General features: G+C 57.2%; 14 protein-coding genes. 4 read left to right on the top strand and 10 right to left on the bottom strand.

Going from position 1 to position 19,069, the window contains the following annotated elements:
- Nucleotides 1–16: 16 nt before the first annotated feature.
- The 10 genes from ACGS9J_RS07965 to csrD all read right to left on the bottom strand — a co-directional run bounded on the left by ACGS9J_RS07965 (nucleotide 17) and on the right by csrD (nucleotide 15,286).
- A complete protein-coding gene (locus ACGS9J_RS07965) occupies nucleotides 17–1,690 on the bottom strand; it encodes a ShlB/FhaC/HecB family hemolysin secretion/activation protein (protein WP_442230417.1) in 1,674 nt (557 codons plus the stop codon).
- A gap of 287 nt (nucleotides 1,691–1,977) precedes the next feature.
- Nucleotides 1,978–3,423 (bottom strand): metalloprotease TldD, encoded by a 1,446-nt coding sequence (tldD, locus tag ACGS9J_RS07960; protein ID WP_442230416.1) that lies wholly within the window; start codon nucleotides 3,421–3,423, stop codon nucleotides 1,978–1,980.
- Between the two features lie 7 nt (nucleotides 3,424–3,430).
- Nucleotides 3,431–4,291, bottom strand: coding sequence for a deaminated glutathione amidase (gene nit1 / locus ACGS9J_RS07955; protein ID WP_442230415.1), 861 nt, complete (start codon nucleotides 4,289–4,291; stop codon nucleotides 3,431–3,433).
- Entirely contained in the window at nucleotides 4,288–8,109 is a 3,822-nt protein-coding gene (gene yhdP, locus ACGS9J_RS07950; protein WP_442230414.1) for an AsmA2 domain-containing protein YhdP, read from the bottom strand. Before yhdP ends, nit1 begins: the two co-directional genes overlap by 4 nt.
- Before the next feature lie 105 nt (nucleotides 8,110–8,214).
- On the bottom strand, nucleotides 8,215–9,684 hold the full coding sequence (gene rng / locus ACGS9J_RS07945; RefSeq protein ID WP_442230413.1) for a ribonuclease G: 1,470 nt from the start codon (nucleotides 9,682–9,684) through the stop codon (nucleotides 8,215–8,217).
- A 38-nt stretch (nucleotides 9,685–9,722) separates the two neighbouring features.
- The gene (locus ACGS9J_RS07940; RefSeq protein ID WP_442230412.1) at nucleotides 9,723–10,307 is read right to left on the bottom strand and encodes a Maf family protein; all 585 of its coding nucleotides are present in this window, start codon (nucleotides 10,305–10,307) and stop codon (nucleotides 9,723–9,725) included.
- Between the two features lie 10 nt (nucleotides 10,308–10,317).
- Nucleotides 10,318–10,806 (bottom strand): rod shape-determining protein MreD, encoded by a 489-nt coding sequence (gene mreD, locus ACGS9J_RS07935; RefSeq protein WP_012147104.1) that lies wholly within the window; start codon nucleotides 10,804–10,806, stop codon nucleotides 10,318–10,320.
- A complete protein-coding gene (gene mreC / locus ACGS9J_RS07930; protein WP_442230411.1) occupies nucleotides 10,803–11,804 on the bottom strand; it encodes a rod shape-determining protein MreC in 1,002 nt (333 codons plus the stop codon). The genes mreD and mreC overlap by 4 nt, the downstream gene beginning before the upstream one ends.
- A gap of 94 nt (nucleotides 11,805–11,898) precedes the next feature.
- Entirely contained in the window at nucleotides 11,899–12,942 is a 1,044-nt protein-coding gene (mreB, locus tag ACGS9J_RS07925; RefSeq protein WP_012147106.1) for a rod shape-determining protein MreB, read from the bottom strand.
- 412 nt (nucleotides 12,943–13,354) lie between these two features.
- Complete coding sequence (gene csrD / locus ACGS9J_RS07920) at nucleotides 13,355–15,286, bottom strand: RNase E specificity factor CsrD (RefSeq protein WP_442230410.1); 1,932 nt, start codon at nucleotides 15,284–15,286, stop codon at nucleotides 13,355–13,357.
- 296 nt (nucleotides 15,287–15,582) lie between these two features.
- On the opposite strand from csrD, the gene acuI reads away from it, so the two are divergent.
- The 4 genes from acuI to aroQ all read left to right on the top strand — a co-directional run bounded on the left by acuI (nucleotide 15,583) and on the right by aroQ (nucleotide 19,039).
- Nucleotides 15,583–16,560, top strand: a complete 978-nt coding sequence (acuI, locus tag ACGS9J_RS07915; RefSeq protein WP_442230409.1) for an acrylyl-CoA reductase (NADPH) — start codon at nucleotides 15,583–15,585, stop codon at nucleotides 16,558–16,560.
- Nucleotides 16,561–16,743: 183 nt separating this feature from the next.
- On the top strand, nucleotides 16,744–17,745 hold the full coding sequence (gene msrP / locus ACGS9J_RS07910) for a protein-methionine-sulfoxide reductase catalytic subunit MsrP (protein WP_442230408.1): 1,002 nt from the start codon (nucleotides 16,744–16,746) through the stop codon (nucleotides 17,743–17,745).
- A complete protein-coding gene (msrQ, locus tag ACGS9J_RS07905) occupies nucleotides 17,746–18,345 on the top strand; it encodes a protein-methionine-sulfoxide reductase heme-binding subunit MsrQ (protein WP_442230407.1) in 600 nt (199 codons plus the stop codon).
- A 241-nt stretch (nucleotides 18,346–18,586) separates the two neighbouring features.
- Nucleotides 18,587–19,039: a type II 3-dehydroquinate dehydratase gene (aroQ, locus tag ACGS9J_RS07900; protein ID WP_085119698.1), complete on the top strand. Its 453-nt coding sequence runs from the start codon at nucleotides 18,587–18,589 to the stop codon at nucleotides 19,037–19,039.
- Nucleotides 19,040–19,069: the final 30 nt, after the last annotated feature.

Here is a 19,069-nt window from a genome sequence, read left to right as displayed (position 1 = left end):
TTCCTGTGCGTTAACGTTAAATGACAATATTGACCCGGTAATAGACCGAAACCCGATCCGGCTTCAGCCAATCCGGGTAAGCCAGTGGCCAGTCGACGGTCAGTTGACTGCTGAAATAGCGGCTGCGGCTCCCCAACCCCACTGCGCCACCCCACAGCGTGCCGGAGGCGTTGGCATCCAGCGCGTCACGGTGCAGGTAACCGCCGTCCAGCGCCGCCAGGGCGTTAATGCTGCCGAGGTACGGTAAGGTCACCAGCGCCCGGTTAACTTCATTGCGCCAGTAGCCGCCCTTGTCACCGGAAAGATACTGTTCCTTGAAACCACGTACCGAGCTCTCGCCGCCAATCGTCAGGCGCTCGCTGCCGTACAACCGGTGGTTGCTCCACTGGCTGTACAGGCTGGTGAGGTAGGTCCAATCCTGCGCCAGCGGCAAGTAATAGCTGCCGGAAAGCGACAGTTTATGAAACTCCGCCCGGGGCGCTTCCTTGATTTTTCCGCTGTCATTTTCCGCCCCCAGCCAGGGCACTCCGCGGCTATAGGCCGGATTCAGCGTGGCGAAACCGCCCAACAGCTTTTGGCTGTGGCTGACGCCCAGCGTGACGCTGGTCAGTTTGCGGCTGCTGCTTTCCAGACGGGTATCATTGAGATAATTGCGATTGATGCGGTGCGTCAGCCCCAGCGACAGGCCGGTTTTCATTTCGCCGTCGCGGAACAGGACCCGCGAAACGCCCAGCCGGTGGGTCTGGCTGTCGCCGCTGGAACGCCAGTCAAATCCCTGGTTGTTGAGGGTGGTCAGGTAGTCGCTGTAGGAATAGTTGTAATCCAGCGTCCAGTAGCCGTAAGGCAGGCTGACGCCGGTCTGCACGCTGCGCGCATTGTGATCGTTGGCGAAATCGCTGCTGCGGGCACCGGCGACAAACCATTGATCCGCCAACCCCAGCAGGTTATTGCCGGTCAGCGATCCGTTGATCTGGCCGCTACCGGTGCTTTTTTGCCCGCTGTTGTCGAACCCCAAGCCAAGCATCAGCGGAAACTCGGGTTTGGCGCTCAAATTGACCACCGAGTAACCCGGCCGACTGCCCGGCAAGATTTCTATCTGCACCGGCTGCTTACGCAGACGGTTGATCTGTTCCATCCCCTGTTCGATATCACGCAGGTTAAGGATGTTGCCCTGCAGGCCCGGGAAAGCCATTTTCAGCATGCGATCCCCTTGTTGTTCCAGCAGAATTTTCTCCAGCTTACCCTCCAGCACCAGCAACCGCAGCTCGCCACGCGACAAATCCTGCTCGGTCAAGAATGCGCGGCTGGTGATATAGCCACGGCTGATATACCAGTCGGATACCTGCTGCACCAGCGTCTGGATTTGGCCCAGATTCAGGCATTGCTGCAGATAAGGCTGCGTGAGCTTGCGTTGCGCGCCGGCAGGCAGATGATCCGCGCCTTCCAGCCGGATATGGGTGAGGGTAAAGCAAGGGCCGCCGGCATTGGCGCTGGGTTCTGCGGGGGTGGGCAAGGTCGGCGTCAGGCTGCGTTGCAGTTCCTGTCGCTGCTGCTGGTTTTGTTCCAGCAATTCGCGCTGCTGCTGTTGAATGGTGTCGCGATCGGCTGGGCTAAGCAGGTTAGCGCCGGTCGCGGAGGAAAAGAAAATGCACAGCAAAGCTGCCGATAGCCGTTGAATAACTGAATCCATTCAGAAGATCATCCGTGTGTTTTTTCCGCATTCTAACGGCGAAAGGAAGAATGTAACAAGATGCAAATCATTAGCCGCCGACGCAGTCAGGCCAATCGATAAAGAAAATTCCGAGGTCCAACCGCAGAAAATGGGTTGAAATAGTTAAATGTAATTTATTGATTTACTTAAGCAGGGAAAAACAGTCAATCGCTCTTAATTTCAGCCCAGCCAATAAATTGCTGCTAATGCGATGAGGGCCGCAAAATAAAGTTGATAGGGGCCGAGATCCGGCCCCTGGGGGAATATTACGCGGTACCGCCGACGGTCAGGGTGTCCAGCTTCAGGGTCGGTTGGCCGACGCCCACCGGCAGGCTTTGCCCTTCTTTGCCGCAAACGCCGACGCCTTTATCCAGCGCCAGATCGTTGCCGACCATCGAAATCTGCTGCATCGCCTCAATGCCTGAGCCAATCAGCGTAGCGCCTTTCACCGGCTTGGTGATGCGGCCATTTTCAATCAGGTAGGCTTCGGTGGTGGAAAACACGAACTTGCCCGAAGTGATGTCCACCTGGCCGCCGCCGAAGTTCGGCGCATACAGGCCGTATTCGACGCTGGCGATGATCTCTTCCGGCGTCGACTTGCCTGCCAACATGTAGGTGTTGGTCATGCGCGGCATCGGCAGATGCGCATAAGACTCGCGGCGGCCGTTACCGGTCGGCGCAACGCCCATCAGACGCGCATTGAGCTTGTCCTGCATGTAGCCTTTCAGGATGCCGTTCTCGATCAGCACGTTGTACTGACCCGGTACGCCTTCGTCGTCGATAGCCAGTGAACCCCGGCGCCCCTGCAGGGTGCCATCATCCACCACGGTGCAAAGCTCGGAAGCCACTAACTGCCCCATCTGACCGCTGAACACCGACGTGCCACGGCGGTTGAAGTCACCCTCCAGGCCATGGCCCACGGCTTCATGCAGCAGCACGCCCGGCCAGCCGGCGCCCAACACCACCGGCATATTGCCGGCCGGGGCCGCAACGGCGGTAAGGTTGATCAACGCCATGCGTACCGCCTCTTTGGCGTAGGCATCGGCACGAACGTCACCTTCGACGATTTCCAGGAAATAGTCATAACCGAAACGACCGCCGCCGCCGCTGGAGCCGCGTTCACGCTTGCCGTCTTGTTCCACCAGCACGCTGACGGACAAACGCACCAGAGGGCGAACGTCCGCCGCCAGGGTACCGTCGGTTGCCGCAACCAGGATCTGCTCATACACACCGGTAATGCTGGCACTGACTTCCTGCACTCGCTTATCGGCGGCGCGGGCCACTTTGTCGACACGGTGCAACAGGGCAATTTTCTCTTCACGCGGCAAACTTTGCAGCGGGTCGAGCAGCGGATACAGCGCCTGATGGCTGATTTCACCCAAGGTATGCACCTGGCCATTACCGCTGTCACGCACGATGCTGCGCGCCGCCTGGGCACTTTGCTGCAGGGCGTTCAGGGTGATCTGATCGGCATAGGCGAAGCCGGTTTTCTCGCCGCTGACGGCACGAACCCCAACCCCTTGGTCGATATTGTAAGAACCATCTTTGATGATGCCGTCTTCAATCACCCAGGCTTCATGGTAGCTCGACTGGAAATAGAGATCGGCATAATCGAGGCGGCGTTCTGCCAGTTGCCCCAGAACGGAGAACAGGTCCTGGTGGCTCAGCTTATTGGCAGCAAGTAACTGCTCACTGACAAACGTCAGGCTCATAATTTTTTCACTCTTTAATGGAGGAGTTTTTTTCAAACGGCGCGGTCAGCGACGTCTGGAATCTGTTGTGTTGCAATACCGGCATCTGCTCGCGAATCGTTTTGAGGCCGGCAATGTCTACCCGCACCTTCAACGCCGATACCGCATCCGGGTTCTCGGCCAGCACTTTGCCCCAACCGTCTACCGCCAGCGAGTGGCCCCAGGTACGACGCGTCGGGCCATGGCTGCCCACCTGTGCCGGAGCCAGGATCATGCACTGGTTTTCAATCGCTCTGGCACGCAGCAGTATTTCCCAATGCGCTTCGCCGGTCACGCGGGTAAAGGCTGCCGGCACGGAAATCAGTTCGGCACCCTGCGCTCGCAGCGCCTGAAACAACGCCGGGAAGCGCAGATCGTAGCAGATGGTCATGCCAAGCCGACCGACCGGGGTATCCACTACGGTGAGCTGTTGGCCATGCTGATAGGTGTCCGACTCACGATAATGGCCGTGGGAGTCGTTGATGTCCACGTCGAACATGTGCAACTTGTCATAACGCGCCCGGATTTCACCCTGATCGTCGAACAACAGGCTGCTGGTGGTGATAAGCGCAGGATTTTCGCGGCTGACCAGCGGCATGGAGCCCACCAGCAACCAAACGCCATAGCGCCGCGCCATCTCGCGCACCGCGTTTTGCAGCGGTCCGTCGCCCTGTTGTTCCGCATGCTCACGATAAGCCGCAGCATTGGCGAACAGCAGCGCGTTTTCCGGCGTCATCACCAGTTTTATCCCGGTATTGAGCTGCTTAATCTGCTGTTCAATCTGGGCCAGGTTGTCACGCACCCGATCGCCACTGCACAACTGTAACAACGCAACGTTAGCATTTCTCATGACGCCTTATCCTCCTTTGGCTTACGCAGGACCTCGTTGATTTTCGGCTGATCAAGATCGCCGCTGATATGGTAGCGAATCAAGGAAATCTTGTTCCACAACGGCCCCAGCACCTGCGAGGCGGCAAACACCGCTGCGCCGACGATCGGGTTAATCACGAAGGCCGCCGCCACGCCGACGGTGGCTGAAATTTCCGGCGCCACCACCGCTTCCATATCAATCCGCCGACGCGCCAGGTCGATCTGGCCGCTCATGGCAATATCCGCTGCCAGCCCATCAACCAAGAGGTTATCGGTATGCATTATGCCATCTTTCAGCCACGAGGTGCTGCGGATGGAGTCAAAGTAGAAGCCTTTCCCGAAGGTATCGCTGAAATCGAACTGCAGCTTGCGCAACAGGGCATCGAAGCTCACCAGACGCAGTAGTTGGCCGGCACGGCCACCGCCCATGCTGTCGATTTCGCCCTTGCCCATATTGATTTTCAGCGCACCGCTAAGCGTATCCAACTGGGGTTTCCACGGCTGACCACGCCAGTACAGATCGAAATCCACATCATAAGGTGCGCCTTTCAGCGGCGTGGTGATACCGAAGAAGGAAGCAGTTTCGTCAATTTTGGCACCCAGCAGTTTGCCTTTCAGCGAGCTGCGCTCTTCCTGAGCGTTCTGCTTCCACAGGCCGCTGGCGGTCATGCGCCCTTTACCGGTATCGACTAATCCATGCGTCAGCAGGAGAGTATCGCCCTGATTGGCCAGATCCGCCTCTACCTTGCCGAGGTTTTGCCCCATTACCCAGCACGATTTGCAGCGCAACATCAGCGACGGCCAGTCACGGAAGGACACCTTATCTGCATCTGCGGCCGCCAGCGGGGCCGTGGTTGTCGTCGAAGCCTTCTTGCCGGCGTCAAACTGCGGGTTGTAATAAAGGTAGTTGATATCGGCGCGCCACGGCCCCTGACTCGCCACCCGCAGGCTGCCGTCAACTTCATCGCCCTTGGCGCTGACCAGCGTGCCACCCAGCTGTTTCTCTGCCGACAGCGTCAGCTTGTGCCAGGCCTGGCCCCCCAATAACAGCTGCGGCGTTTTTAGCGCTACCGTGGTCGGGAAGTTAAATCCGCCGACCTTACCCATGCCGTCGCTCTGTTTCAGCGCCGGCGCCATCAGGCCCAGCCACTTCTCACCGTCCAGCGGCGGCAGGTTGAGCGTCAGCGATTTTCCGCTCGGCAATGGCGGGGTGCCGCCGCCGGCGGTCTGCCATGCCGCGCGGGCCAGCGTGACCTGCTGTTTGGCGAAGCTCCATTCACTGTTGAAATGGTTCTGTTTGCCGGCACTGCCGGTCAGCATGAATCCATTCAGGCCGCCTTTCACTTTTACGCTCAACGGCAATGGCTCACCCGCCGGTTTATCCAGCGGTGAGGGTAAGTGACTGCTTACTTTTCTGAGGTCCGCATCGACACCGATGTCATAACTGGCCGCGCCCTGATGAGGCAAAAGGATAGCCACCTGACTTTGCCAGGGGGCGCTGCCGCTCAGCGCATCGCTCACTTCCTGTGGAATGCCCGGGAATTTACCCGGCTGCCAGTCAGCCTTCAGGCCAACATTGACCTTGTAGTCGCTTTTCCCTTCCAGAGTGGTGAAATTCACCGCCACTGGCTGCCCGAACCAGTGGGCAGACAGGGTATCGCTGGTCAGGTTGCCGTTATCAAAGCGGAACTTGCCGCTGACCTTTTGCAGCTCACTTTCGATCGGCTTAACCAACAGTGAATTGTTGTTAAGCGCAACCTCGCCCGTGGCACGCACCAGCTCGCCATTCAAGGGGATATCAAGATGTAAGCGCCCACTTACATTGCCGCCAATCTGCAGCTCGTCCAGTGCGGAGCCCAGCGAATCGTGCAGCGGAGTCTGTTTGAAATAGTCGTGGATCTCTGAACCCTGGCCCGCCACGTCGGCATCAACCAGCAAACGCTCTTTCAGGTAGTCCGGGATCACCGCGCTGACATTCTTGCCGTCGACTTTGCCCAGTTTGGTTTGTGGGGCATTCATCCACAGCCCTTCGTTGGCAAAGTCGAGATCGATAGCCAGATCGGTCAGCGCCGGCCACTCCGGCTGGAACTGGAAGGTGGAGTGGCGCAGCGGGACAAACACCTCAAACTGGCCTTCGTGTTTGCGGTAAGGGAAATGCTGTGGGTCGCCGTTGTAGAGCAGCGTGGCGTTATCCACCTGCCCGCCCTGAATAGCACCGCTGAGGTAATCCACCAGGTGTTTGCCCATCAGCGGTTCAGGGAAGTAGCGCCAGGCGTCCGCGCCATCATACAGGCGGATGCCTGCCAGGATATTCAGCCACGGCTCGCCTTTGGCCGGTTGCTGATAGCGGAAATCACCGTTAACCCACAGCGACTTGGCTTTCACATCCAGATTTTTACTCGCCAACTCCCAGCCCTGGTCGTTGTTCTGCCAGGTCAGCGCACCGCGCGCGCGGCTGATTTCCAGCGGGGCACGGAACATATCGCCATACGGCAACGTACTGTCGTTGAGATCAAGCTGCAGGCGGCCATTTTCTACGCCGCCGCTCAGTGCGCCGGAGAAGTGATTCACTCCCGGCAGCAGTTTCCAGTGCTGCCAACTGACGTCCTGCCAGCGGGCCTGGAAGCGCGTTTTTTCCGGTTGTTTCAGCGGAATATCCAGCGCCAGCGCGTTGACCTTACCTTGCGGTTGCAGATCGTTCCAGCGGTCCAACACCTCCGGGCTGAGGAACGAGAAGGTCGGCAGCAGCGCCGCCAGGCGTTCAAGCTGAATGTTGGTGGCACGCACGCGCACCTCTTCACTTTGCCCCGGCCCCAGGAATTCGGTGTTTTCCGGCAGCCACAGCGTGGAGAGTTTGCCCTGCGGCCAGGCCTGACCGTCGGTGCTCAGGTTCAACTGCGGTACGTCCACCTGCCAGCCAGTGCCCTGGCGGCTAAGCGTCAGCGCCAGATTGTCCACGTCCAAGCGGTGAGATTGTGTCCCCACGTTCCAGTTGGCCGCGCCCTGTTTCAGCAACGCATTGCCGCCGGCGATCTCGCCATTCTGGATTTGCAGCCAAGCCGCCAGACTGAAGTCGGCACTTTCCAGGCCGGTATTGGCACGCAGCCAACGGGTGAACCAGGGCTTCATGTCGATATTGTCGGCCTGCATATAGACCGTACCGGTATTCAATAACCCCTGGTTATCACGCAAGTCCATGCGCAACTGCACCACGCCATGCTGGCCGTTCAACGTCGACAGGCTAATCTGCCCCTCGGCACGGTGACGCTCGCGACCATTCAGCCAGGTCAGCTGCGGAATTTCGAATTCGGCACGCGCACCGGCAGGCGTCAGGAATGAAATACGGCTGTCGCGCAGGTCGAAATGGTCCAGCTGGTGCAGCAGCAGATCGGTGATTTTACCCGGCTCGATAGTGCTGCCCTGGTGCTCTTCGCCCCCCAGCGTAGCGTTCAGATCAAACTGGAATTGGTAGAAGGTGAGATCGCGAAACTGCCAGCGCCAATGCAGCAATGATTGCCACACATCCAATGCCAGCGTTACGCGTTCAATATGCAGATTGCTTTTGGGCAGCGTGGCGCGCACATTGCGCATTTCGAGCTGTGGCCCAAAGGTCTCCCAACTGCCCTGCATGAAATCGACCTGCACGGGCACACCGGAGAGGCTTTCGATCTTTGCCAGCAATTGAGGGCGATAATTGTTCAGTTCAGGCAGCGCCAGACGCAGCCCGCTGATCAGCAACGCCACGACTACAATCAGAGTGGCGCCTGTAGCTAACAAAATCCCAGGCAGTCGCCTCACGCAGTTCTCCTTGCTTCCGCTGCCTGGCAACGGGAATATCTCTGCACGGTGGGGCCCAGCACGCTGAGTCCCACCCATGTCGGACTGTCGCCGCCAACAGGCGGACTACATCATGACAACGTCAAATTGTTCCTGGCTGTACAAAGGTTCGATCTGCACCTTCACCTGCTTGCCGACAAAGATTTCCACTTCGGCCAGCGCATGGGACTCTTCGCTTTTCAGCGCCTCACCCACCGCCGCAGAGGCGTAAACCAGGAAACGATCTGAATCATAAGCATGGTGCACGCGCACAATTTCACGCAAGATTTCGTAGCACACGGTTTCCACTGTTTTCAGCGTGCCGCGTCCATGACAGGTAGGACAATCGTTACACAGCACATGTTCAATGCTTTCGCGTGTACGTTTACGCGTCATTTCCACTAAGCCTAGCTGAGAGAAACCGTTGATCGTGGTTTTTACCCGATCTTTACTCAGCGCCAGCTCCAGTGAATGCAATACCCGGCGGCGATGCTCCTCATTGTTCATATCGATGAAATCAATGATGATAATGCCGCCTAAATTGCGCAGCCGCAGTTGGCGGGCAATGGCTTGCGTCGCTTCGATATTGGTATTGAAGATGGTTTCGTCAAGATTGCGGTGACCGACAAAAGCGCCGGTATTGATATCCACGGTCGTCATCGCTTCGGTCTGATCAATGATCAGGTAACCACCGGATTTCAGCTCTACCTTGCGCTCCAGCGCACGCTGTATCTCGTTTTCGACGTCGTACAGGTCGAAGATCGGCTGGCTGCCGGTGTACAGCTCCAGCTTGGCGGTAATATCCGGGATGTACTCGCCGGTAAACTCCACCAGCAGATCGTGAGTCAGGCGGGAATCCACGCGGATCCGGTCCAGCGCCGCCCCGGCGAAGTCACGCAGAATGCGCTGCGCCAACGCCAGCTCACCGTACAATCTGCATTTGGTCTGGTTGCGTTTTTTACGCTCCATCACCTTGGTCCACAGGCGTTTGAGGAAGGCCGCGTCCTGCGCCAGCTCTTCTTCGCCAATGCCTTCCGCCGCGGTGCGGATGATAAAACCGCCCAGCTCATCACAGTAACCGGCCACCGCTTTTTTCAGGCGATCGCGTTCGGCTTCACTTTCTATACGCTGCGAAACGCCAACGTGCGCCGCCCCCGGCATAAACACCAGGTAACGCGAAGGCAGAGTGATGTCGGTGGTCAGACGCGCGCCTTTGGTACCCAGCGGATCTTTCACCACTTGCACCATCAGATCCTGCCCCTGGCGTACCAGCTCGGCAATGTCACGCACGTGGAAATTTTTCTGCTCATCGCCGGCGACACATTCGGTGTGCGGCATGATATCGGAAGCGTGCAGGAAGGCCGCCTTATCCAGGCCGATATCGACGAATGCTGCCTGCATGCCCGGCAACACGCGACTTACGCGCCCTTTATAAATATTGCCGACGATGCCGCGCTTGGATTCGCGCTCGATATGGATCTCTTGCAGGATGCCGCCATCGATATAGGCAACCCGCGTTTCAGACGGTGTGATATTAACCAGTAGCTCAGCTGTCATGCCTTCTCCTCAGAGCCGGTCGATAATGGCAGCGCCCATCAACCGGTTCTTACATCACGTAATGCGACAAAATTACTGAGCAGCTCATGTGTTTCGACTAACGGCAAACCCATCACCGCATGATAACTCCCGGTTATCGTTCTGACGAAACAACCACCCTTTCCTTGAATTCCGTAGGCGCCCGCTTTATCCATCGGCTCGCCCGTAGCAATATAGTCGCAGATATCCTGCTGTGACAGGTTGCGGAATGTCACGTCTGTCACCACCAGCTGGCACAGAACGTCTTGGCGATCGGCGATCGCCACCGCGGTCATCACCTGATGTTGCTTACCCGACAGCGCCGCCAACATTTGCGCCGCGTGCGTTTCGCTTTGTGGCTTTTCCAACACCTGGCCATTGAGCACCACAATGGTGTCGGCGCCCAGCACCGGCCAGTCCTGCGGTGCCAGCGCAACGCCCGCTTTGGCCTTATCCTGCGCCAAACGGCGCACATAGGCTTCCGCGGCTTCCCCTTCCTGCCGCTGTTCTTCGGTATCCGTCAGGATGATTTCAAACGGCACACCCAACAGGGTCAGTAATTCACGTCGACGGGGGGAGCCGGAGGCCAGATAAAGCGAAGTCATAGAAATACCCTTACTGTACGGCGAACTGACGGCGGATTTTGCGCATCAGCAGGAATAGCCATGGCCACAGGATGCCGTTCACCACACTACTCCAGAACACCTCTGGGCGGAAAGAGACGTTGATCACTAAAAACTCGGCCCAGAACACCACGACGTCCATCGCCAGTGACAACAGCACGACGATCAGCGCCTGTTGCCAGAGCGCCATATTGCGGAACAGTTGGAATTTGAACGCCACCAGGTAGGCGATGATGCCTAACGCCAGCGCACGTACGCCCAGCGTAGAGCCGAGGATCAGATCCATGATCAGCCCCAGCACAAAGCCGGTGCCGACGTTAACCCGATGAGGCAGCGCCATCACCCAGTAGATCAGGATCAAAGCCAGCCAGGAAGGTCGGAACATGTAGATTTGCTCCGGCCACGGCATGATTTGCAGCACCAGCGCCACCAGGAATGACAGCCAGATTATCCAACGCCCGTTGCTGCGGTAGCGATTCATTGAGTGACTCCCGCAGCAGGGGCAGCGGTTTGTACCGCGGCGCCGGTTGCCGGAGCAGGCAGAGGCAACTGTGGCCCCACCGCATCGGCAGGCGGCAGAACCTGCGGCATCATCTGCATCAGACGCTCATTGGCCACGCGGTGCACTTCGTCCGGCGGCAACGGCATGTCGCCGTTACGATCGGCGCCCCACAACAACAGCAGATAGCGCAAGCGTTGCAGCCCTGCGGTCGGTCGAGCTTGAATCACGGTATAGGCGCGCTGGTTATCCACTTTGACCGAGGACACCACCGCCACCGGATAACCTTCCGGGAAGCGACCGCCAAGGCCGGAAGTGACCAGCACATCGCCCACGCGGATATCGGTATTGTTCGGCAGATGTTCGAGCTGTAAATCGTCGGCACACCCGCTGCCGGCGGCAATCACCCGGATATCGTTGCGCAGCACCTGAATCGGCAACGCATGTGAGGCATCGCAGATCAGCAACACGCGGCTGGTGACCTTGGCCACCGCCACCACCTGGCCCACTACGCCCTTGTCACTGATGACCGGCTGGCCTTCATAAACACCATTATCCGAGCCTTTGTCGATCACCACCTGATCGCTGTAAGGATCGGAGCCGGTCGAGATCACCTGGGTGACCATTTTGTGTTCGTCCTGGCGCAGCGGCGAGCCTAACAGCTCACGCAAGCGGGCGTTTTCCTGCTTGAATTGGCCAAGAAGAAGAATATCGCTGTTTTTCAGCAGCAGTTCCTGCCGCAGAGCGCGGTTTTCCAGCTCCAGCTGTTGGCGGGTAGCCAGCGTTTCTGAAACGCTGTCCAAAACTTTACGTGGCCCATTGGCCAAAAAATAGAAAGGGCTGACGGCCGTGTCCATGTAGTTACGTATTTTCACGAACGTACCGAGACGGCTATCGGCAACGATCAGGCAAATAGCCACGATCACCGCCAAAAAAAGTCGTAGTTGCAGGGAAGGCCCCCTGCTAAAAATCGGCTTCATAAATTATGCGTGTTCCTCGACAACAGAAAGAGGAACCGTACCTGATTTTCGCTTTGCGCATTCACCCGATACGATTCCTCCTTCCTGGGGCTGACTATTCTTCGCTGAACAAATCGCCGCCATGCATGTCGATCATTTCCAACGCTTTACCACCGCCGCGGGCTACGCAGGTCAGCGGATCTTCTGCCACGACAACCGGTATACCGGTTTCTTCCATCAGCAGGCGATCCAGGTTGCGCAGCAATGCGCCACCGCCGGTCAACACCATGCCGCGTTCGGAAATGTCGGAAGCCAGCTCTGGCGGACACTGTTCCAGCGCCACCATCACCGCACTGACGATGCCGGTCAACGGCTCCTGCAGCGCTTCGAGGATTTCATTGGAATTCAGGGTAAAGCCGCGTGGCACGCCCTCAGCCAGGTTACGGCCGCGAACTTCGATTTCATGCACTTCATCGCCCGGATACGCTGAGCCGATGCCGTGTTTGATGCGTTCGGCGGTCGCTTCACCGATCAGTGAGCCGTAGTTGCGACGCACATAATTAATGATAGCTTCGTCGAAACGGTCGCCGCCGATGCGCACGGAAGAAGAGTAGACCACACCGTTCAGTGAGATCACCGCCACTTCTGTGGTACCGCCACCGATATCCACCACCATCGAGCCGGTCGCTTCTGAAACCGGCAGGCCGGCACCGATAGCCGCAGCCATAGGTTCTTCAATCAGAAACACCTCACGCGCACCGGCCCCTTGGGCAGATTCGCGGATAGCGCGACGTTCAACCTGAGTTGCGCCAACCGGCACACACACCAGCACGCGCGGGCTTGGCCGCATGAAGCTGTTGCTGTGAACCTGTTTAATAAAGTGCTGCAGCATTTTCTCAGTCACGAAGAAATCGGCGATCACGCCGTCTTTCATCGGACGAATAGCCGCGATATTGCCGGGCGTACGCCCCAGCATTTGTTTAGCCTCATGACCCACGGCCGCAACGCTCTTGGGTGAACCGGCACGATCCTGGCGAATGGCAACCACCGACGGTTCGTTCAGTACAATGCCTTGCCCTTTAACATAAATCAGGGTATTGGCGGTACCCAAGTCGATGGACAAGTCATTGGAAAACATGCCACGAAATTTCTTAAACATAACTAAAGGATAATCCTGCAAGCTGGGGGCGGAAAATAAAATCCGCCTACTTTACCAACCACACGAAGCAGCGACAAGGCGCAAAAACGTTCTACTTCGGTGAAAAATAGTCTGTATTGTTTCTGCTCGAATGCACGGAAATTGGATGAGGCCTGAATTCCCTGAACAAAGGCTCAGTTTACCACCCTGTCAGCGCACGAAACGGCGTAACACAGCTCATAAAATCTAACATATTCCCTGATTGCCGCTGGTGGTAAGCACCTACCAACGCTCAACAGAAAAGGACTGACAAGAGCCTATATCAAATAGGCGTCATTGTCGCAGGCAGTTTGGGGGTCACCCCAAAATGACAGATAAAATAGCCCAGATGAATTGGCGCTCATTCTACGTTAATTTTTGTTCGGTATTCAGGTTAAACACGATAACGACGCGAATATTTTTTACGCCCGACGTCTATCGGTTCCGGCGAAGCGAAAAAGTCGCCCTGCCCGCCGAGGATCCCACGCTCTTTCAGCGTCTGCCATTCATTACGCGTCCGCACGCTGGCGGCAAAAACCTGGGTGCTGGTGCCTTCGCAGGCGCCGGTCAGGCTCTGAACGAACAGCTGATTTTCATCACGCTTATCAATACTCCGCACCAGACCAGGATGGAGCTTGACTAATTCCACCGGTAAGGACTTGATATAGGAGGTACTCACCACGGTTAACCCGGCTTGGGACACCGCCAAACGGCAGCCCAATCCTGACAGTAATCTCAGCACCGGACGTAAACGGTCGATATGTTGACACACGTCTGCCTCTGCAAGTTCAATCAGAATTCGCCGACGATGACTTTTTTCGCACTGTAGCAGGCTATCTCGCAGCCAACGCTGGAAACTGCGCTGCAATAAGGAGTCCACGCACAGCGTAAATGCCAGCGTCTCTTCCGGCCACAATGCCAGTAAAGGAAGCATACGACTCAGATGCTGACGATCGTAGCTTTCCGCCAGCCCTAGCTGCCGCACCAACGGCATATATTCGGATGGCTGCAGCTCCTGCGTTCCATCATAAATCCGACTCATGACCTCACGGTGGTGAACTTCCCCTTCCACCGTCACCGCCGGTTTCTGATACAGACGCGGGCCCCCCCGCGCCAGCACCTGCTCCAGCAGGGTTCGCCACTTGACGCTGCCGCGCCCTTTCTCCGGCACCTGGCTGTCATAAACATACCAGCCGTTTTCACCCTGCAACGTGGCATGGCGCGTGGCCTGCTCCGCATAATCGATCACCTGTTCGGTGGTTTGCCCGCTGCGGTACGCCACGATGCCAATGTGCAAAAATGCTTCGCGATCGATAAGCGCCGTTGAAGGCAAGGCGTCAATCGCGTGAACCAACTGTGATGCAATGCCGTCCGCCTCTTTCAGCGTGCGATGCGGCAACAACACGGTAAAATCACTGTGGAAATAACGTGCCAGCAGCGCTGAGGGATAGCGCATTACGAAGGTCGACAGCAGATTGACCAGTGAATACATCAGTTCCTGCACCGCACTGTTGCCGTGGATCTCCCGCAGCGTGTCGAAATCGGGCAGTCGCACCATCATCACAATGCCGTGCGAGCCTTCCTCTTCCAGTTGGGTGGTGAGTTGGTTATCGAAGAACAGGCGGTTGTTCAGGCCGGTTTTGGCATCCTGGGCGGCAAAGGCGCGGATCAAGGTGTCGACCCGACTGCGTTCCTCGCGTGCTTCCGCCAGATCCGTCAGCAAGCGATCGAGCGCGCCACTGACGTTCGCCGGCCATTCGCGCATGTCGCCCTGCATCACGCTTTCTCTTTCGCCGTTAAGGATGCGCCGTGCGCGGCGTTCCAGCCGATCCTCTCCGTCGGCCTGATCGCGTAACCAGCGCAGGCTAAACAGCAGGATCACCACCATCACGACGATCGACAACGTGACGGCAGCGGTAGATTGCAGCGAACGCACATCGCTGGCGAAAGGATCAACATAAGTGATACGCAGTGAAGCGCCGGGATGCTGCATCAACGGCACAGCAACCTGCCGGTAGCCGTTGAGCGACTCCCAGGGCAGCTTCAGCGTCGGCAATTTATAAGAGAGGAGATTGCTGTGGCTGGTATCCACACTGACGGCCACGATACCCAGTGGGCGCATTACCAAGGGTAACCAGCGTTTTTGTTCCTCTGGAGACTCGTGCAACATCGCCTGATCGAGCGAGGTCATCAGCGACTCGAAACGGCGATCCAGACGCTCCTGAGTGACGTAAAAGAAGCTGTATGAGCAGCCCATCAGCATCAAAAACATCGCCAAAGCAACAAGCAGGGTGATCAATGCAGAGAGTTTGGTGGTGAATCGCATCCCTGTGCCTTGTCCGTTATGGTTACGTGAATGTTCACCTTTGGAAGTATAAAGGCCCCGAATCCGCTCAAATGAATCCAACACAATACCCTGATTTTTTTAATGAATAACGCGTGTCGCTCTGGCGAGACTCGCCGACGGTTCACGTAGCCCAAGCTACCAAGCCTCGACCACGAAGAAAACCTTCAATCGCCATTTTTTGCCTTTTATCAGGACATAAATTTCTTATATGCATATAGTCAATTAAATCTGATTCAGCCATCTATGGCAAAAATGCAAACAAGAGGAAGAGTGACATGCGTGCACTGTTATTGGAACAACAAGACGACCAAACTCTGGCTCACATCAAGGATATCAGCAGCGATCTGCTGCCCGACGGCGATGTCACGGTAGACATCAACTGGTCAAGCCTTAACTATAAAGATGCGCTGGCGATCACCGGCAAAGGCAAGATCGTGCGCAATTTCCCGATGGTGCCTGGCATCGACTTCGCCGGTACGGTGCGCGAGAGCCGTGACGATCGTTTTAAAGAAGGCCAAAGCGTGGTGCTTACCGGCTGGGGCGTAGGCGAAAATCACTGGGGCGGCCTGGCCGAGCAGGCGCGGGTCTCCGGCGAATGGCTGGTACCGCTGCCGAACGGGCTGGACGAACGTAAAGCGATGATCCTCGGTACCGCCGGCTTTACCGCCATGCTGTGCGTAATGGCGCTGGAAGAAGGCGGCGTGCGCCCGGACGACGGCGACATTTTGGTTACCGGCGCCAGCGGGGGCGTGGGCAGCACGGCCATCGCCATTTTGGCGGCGCTGGGCTATCACGTTACCGCCATCAGCGGCCGTGAAAGCAATACCGATTACCTGAAAGCGCTGGGGGCTAAAGAGGTCCTGTCGCGCGACGGTTACCTCGAAGCCTCGCGCCCGCTGGAAAAACAGCTTTGGGCCGGCGCGGTAGACACCGTCGGCGACAGGCTGCTGGCGAAAGTACTGGCGCAGATGAACTATAACGGCACCGTTGCCGCCTGCGGCCTGGCCGGTGGCTACCATCTGCCCACCACGGTGATGCCGTTTATCCTGCGTAACGTCCGCCTGCAGGGTGTGGACTCGGTGCACACGCCACTGCATCGCCGCCAAACCGCCTGGGAGCGGCTGGCCGGTATTCTGCCGGACAGTTTCTACCAACAGGCCACCCAGGAAATCACCCTGGAACAGGCCCCGGCCACCGCCGCCGCGCTGCTGGACCACCAAGTGACCGGTCGCACTCTGGTGAAAATACGCTAAACCTCATCGCCCCCCGGCAACGGGGGGGAACCGCCGCCTGCGAAATTTCATATTTTCCCGCGTTCTCTCGCATATGGCCTGGTTTCACGCCATGCTTACCTCATCCATCCCCACCAACCTCAGCTGGCGACTCACAACCCAGCGGCTTAAAAGACGACGGGGATAAAACGCGGAGAAAACACCATGAGAAAGTCCCCTAAATTGACCGAAGCCGATGTGACGCCCGAGAGCGTATTTCATCAGCGGCGCAAGGTGCTGCAGGCGTTAGGCATTACCGCCGCGTCGCTGGCTCTGCCGCTTAACGCGCAGGCCGATTTGTTGTCATGGTTCAAAGGCCACGATCGGCCCAAAGCGCCGGCAGGCAAACCACTGGAATTCAGCAAACCGGCAGCCTGGCAGGCTCAACTGGCCATGACGCCGGAAGACAAAGTCTCCGGTTACAACAACTTCTACGAATTCGGTCTGGATAAGGCCGACCCGGCCGCCAATGCCGGCGGCTTGAAAACCGAAGGCTGGAAAGTACGTATCGACGGCGAGGTCGCCAAACCGATCACGCTGGACATGGATGACTTAATCAAACGCTTCCCGCTGGAACAACGTATCTACCGTATGCGCTGCGTGGAAGCCTGGTCGATGGTCGTGCCCTGGATTGGCTTTGAGCTGGGTAAACTGATCAAACTGGCGGAGCCGAACAGCAACGCCCGCTACGTCGCCTTCCAAACGCTGTACGATCCGGAGCAGATGCCGGGCCAGAAAGACCGGTTTATCGGCGGTGGGCTGCAGTATCCCTACATAGAAGGGCTGCGTCTCGACGAGGCCATAAATCCATTGGCATTGCTGACCGTCGGCGTATACGGCAAAACGCTGCCGCCGCAAAACGGCGCACCGCTGCGGTTGATCACTCCCTGGAAATACGGTTTCAAGGGCATCAAGTCGATCGTCCATATCCGTTTGGTGCGCGACCAGCCGCCCACGACCTGGAATCAATCCGCACCGAATGAATACGGTTTCTACGCCAACGTAAATCCGAACGTCGATCATCCGCGCTGGTCGCAGGCTACCGAGCGTTTTATCGGCTCCGGCGGCATTCTTGACGTCAAACGCCAACCCACGCTGCTGTTCAACGGCTATGGCGAGCAGGTGGCATCGCTGTATCGCGGCCTGGATCTGCGGGAGAACTTTTAAGTGCGTTTAACTCCGGCTCATATCAAAGGGATCAAGGTCGCCATTTATCTGGCGGCATTTTTGCCCTTTCTCTGGCTGGTGCTGTCGGTGGACCAAGGGTGGTTCAGCGCTGACCCGGCAAAGGATATTCAACATTTTACCGGCCGAATGACGCTGAAACTGTTGCTGGCGACCTTGATGATTGCGCCACTGGCGCGTTACGCCCGGCAACCGCTGCTGATCCGCTGCCGCCGCCTGGTGGGATTGTGGTGTTTTGCCTGGGGCACGCTGCATCTGATAAGCTATTCGACGCTGGAACTGGGACTGAGTAATATCGGTCTGCTGGGACGAGAGCTGGTGACCCGCCCTTACCTGACGCTCGGCATTATCAGTTGGCTGATCCTGTTGGCGCTGGCCGCCACCTCCACGCTGTGGGCGATGCGCAAACTGGGAGCCAAATGGCAGATATTGCATAATCTGGTCTATCTGGTGGCGATCCTGGCGCCGATTCACTACCTGTGGTCGGTAAAAACCTTTTCGCCGCAGCCCTTCATTTATGCCCTGGTGGCTGTCGTGCTGCTGGCGCTGCGATACAAGAAATTCCGCAATTGGTGGCGTTAAAAGGCGGAACTTTTCTGTGTTCTACCCCTCATAATGCGATATCCCCCCGGCCAGTTTACTGATTTAGGGTTGAATATCTTCGCTGATAAGACCAGTATTTAGCTGCGAATTGCTACGATATCGTTATAATGCCCGACCTTGTTCCTGTTCTCAGGGTGAATTTTCCCCTTAACAGGTGACAAATCTGTGACGTCGGGTTATTTTCTACGATGATGGTTTTATTGCCGGAGATACCAGCACAATGGCGGATAAGTTTCACATTTTGCTTCTGAACGGCCCCAATCTGAATCTGCTGGGGACGCGTGAGCCGGAGAAGTACGGCAGCACGACGTTAACAGAGATTGTTAACGGATTGGAAAACCAGGCATCCGCACTGGATATTACCCTGAGCCATCTGCAGTCTAACGCCGAACATGCGCTGATCGACCGCATACACCAGGCGCGCGGCAACACAGATTTTATTCTGATTAACCCTGCCGCGTTCACGCATACCAGCGTGGCGTTGCGTGATGCATTGCTGGCGGTGCAGATCCCGTTTATCGAGATCCACCTCTCCAACGTGCATGCCCGCGAGCCTTTCCGCCATCACTCTTACCTCTGCGATATTGCGGTAGGTGTGATTTGCGGCCTCGGCGCGGATGGCTACACATTTGCTTTACAGGCAGCGGTTAACCGTCTGTCGAAAACCCACTAATTGCTACACAAAAGAGTACGGAATCACACT

Source organism: Serratia quinivorans, assembly GCF_052113645.1.
In the GTDB taxonomy this organism is placed as follows: Bacteria; Pseudomonadota; Gammaproteobacteria; order Enterobacterales; family Enterobacteriaceae; genus Serratia; species Serratia quinivorans_B.
The sequence above is the reverse complement of the archived record's forward strand: the minus strand, read 5'-3'. Positions and strand labels throughout refer to the sequence as shown.

What these genes read in the sequence shown, in the direction of transcription:
- ACGS9J_RS07965 (WP_442230417.1), bottom strand. Translation starts at nt 1,690, where the DNA reads ATGGATTCAGTTATTCAACGGCTATCGGCAGCTTTGCTGTGCATTTTC.
- tldD (WP_442230416.1), bottom strand. Translation starts at nt 3,423, where the DNA reads ATGAGCCTGACGTTTGTCAGTGAGCAGTTACTTGCTGCCAATAAGCTG.
- nit1 (WP_442230415.1), bottom strand. Translation starts at nt 4,291, where the DNA reads ATGAGAAATGCTAACGTTGCGTTGTTACAGTTGTGCAGTGGCGATCGG.
- rng (WP_442230413.1), bottom strand. Translation starts at nt 9,684, where the DNA reads ATGACAGCTGAGCTACTGGTTAATATCACACCGTCTGAAACGCGGGTT.
- ACGS9J_RS07940 (WP_442230412.1), bottom strand. Translation starts at nt 10,307, where the DNA reads ATGACTTCGCTTTATCTGGCCTCCGGCTCCCCCCGTCGACGTGAATTA.
- mreD (WP_012147104.1), bottom strand. Translation starts at nt 10,806, where the DNA reads ATGAATCGCTACCGCAGCAACGGGCGTTGGATAATCTGGCTGTCATTC.
- mreC (WP_442230411.1), bottom strand. Translation starts at nt 11,804, where the DNA reads ATGAAGCCGATTTTTAGCAGGGGGCCTTCCCTGCAACTACGACTTTTT.
- mreB (WP_012147106.1), bottom strand. Translation starts at nt 12,942, where the DNA reads ATGTTTAAGAAATTTCGTGGCATGTTTTCCAATGACTTGTCCATCGAC.
- csrD (WP_442230410.1), bottom strand. Translation starts at nt 15,286, where the DNA reads ATGCGATTCACCACCAAACTCTCTGCATTGATCACCCTGCTTGTTGCT.
- acuI (WP_442230409.1), top strand. Translation starts at nt 15,583, where the DNA reads ATGCGTGCACTGTTATTGGAACAACAAGACGACCAAACTCTGGCTCAC.
- msrP (WP_442230408.1), top strand. Translation starts at nt 16,744, where the DNA reads ATGAGAAAGTCCCCTAAATTGACCGAAGCCGATGTGACGCCCGAGAGC.
- aroQ (WP_085119698.1), top strand. Translation starts at nt 18,587, where the DNA reads ATGGCGGATAAGTTTCACATTTTGCTTCTGAACGGCCCCAATCTGAAT.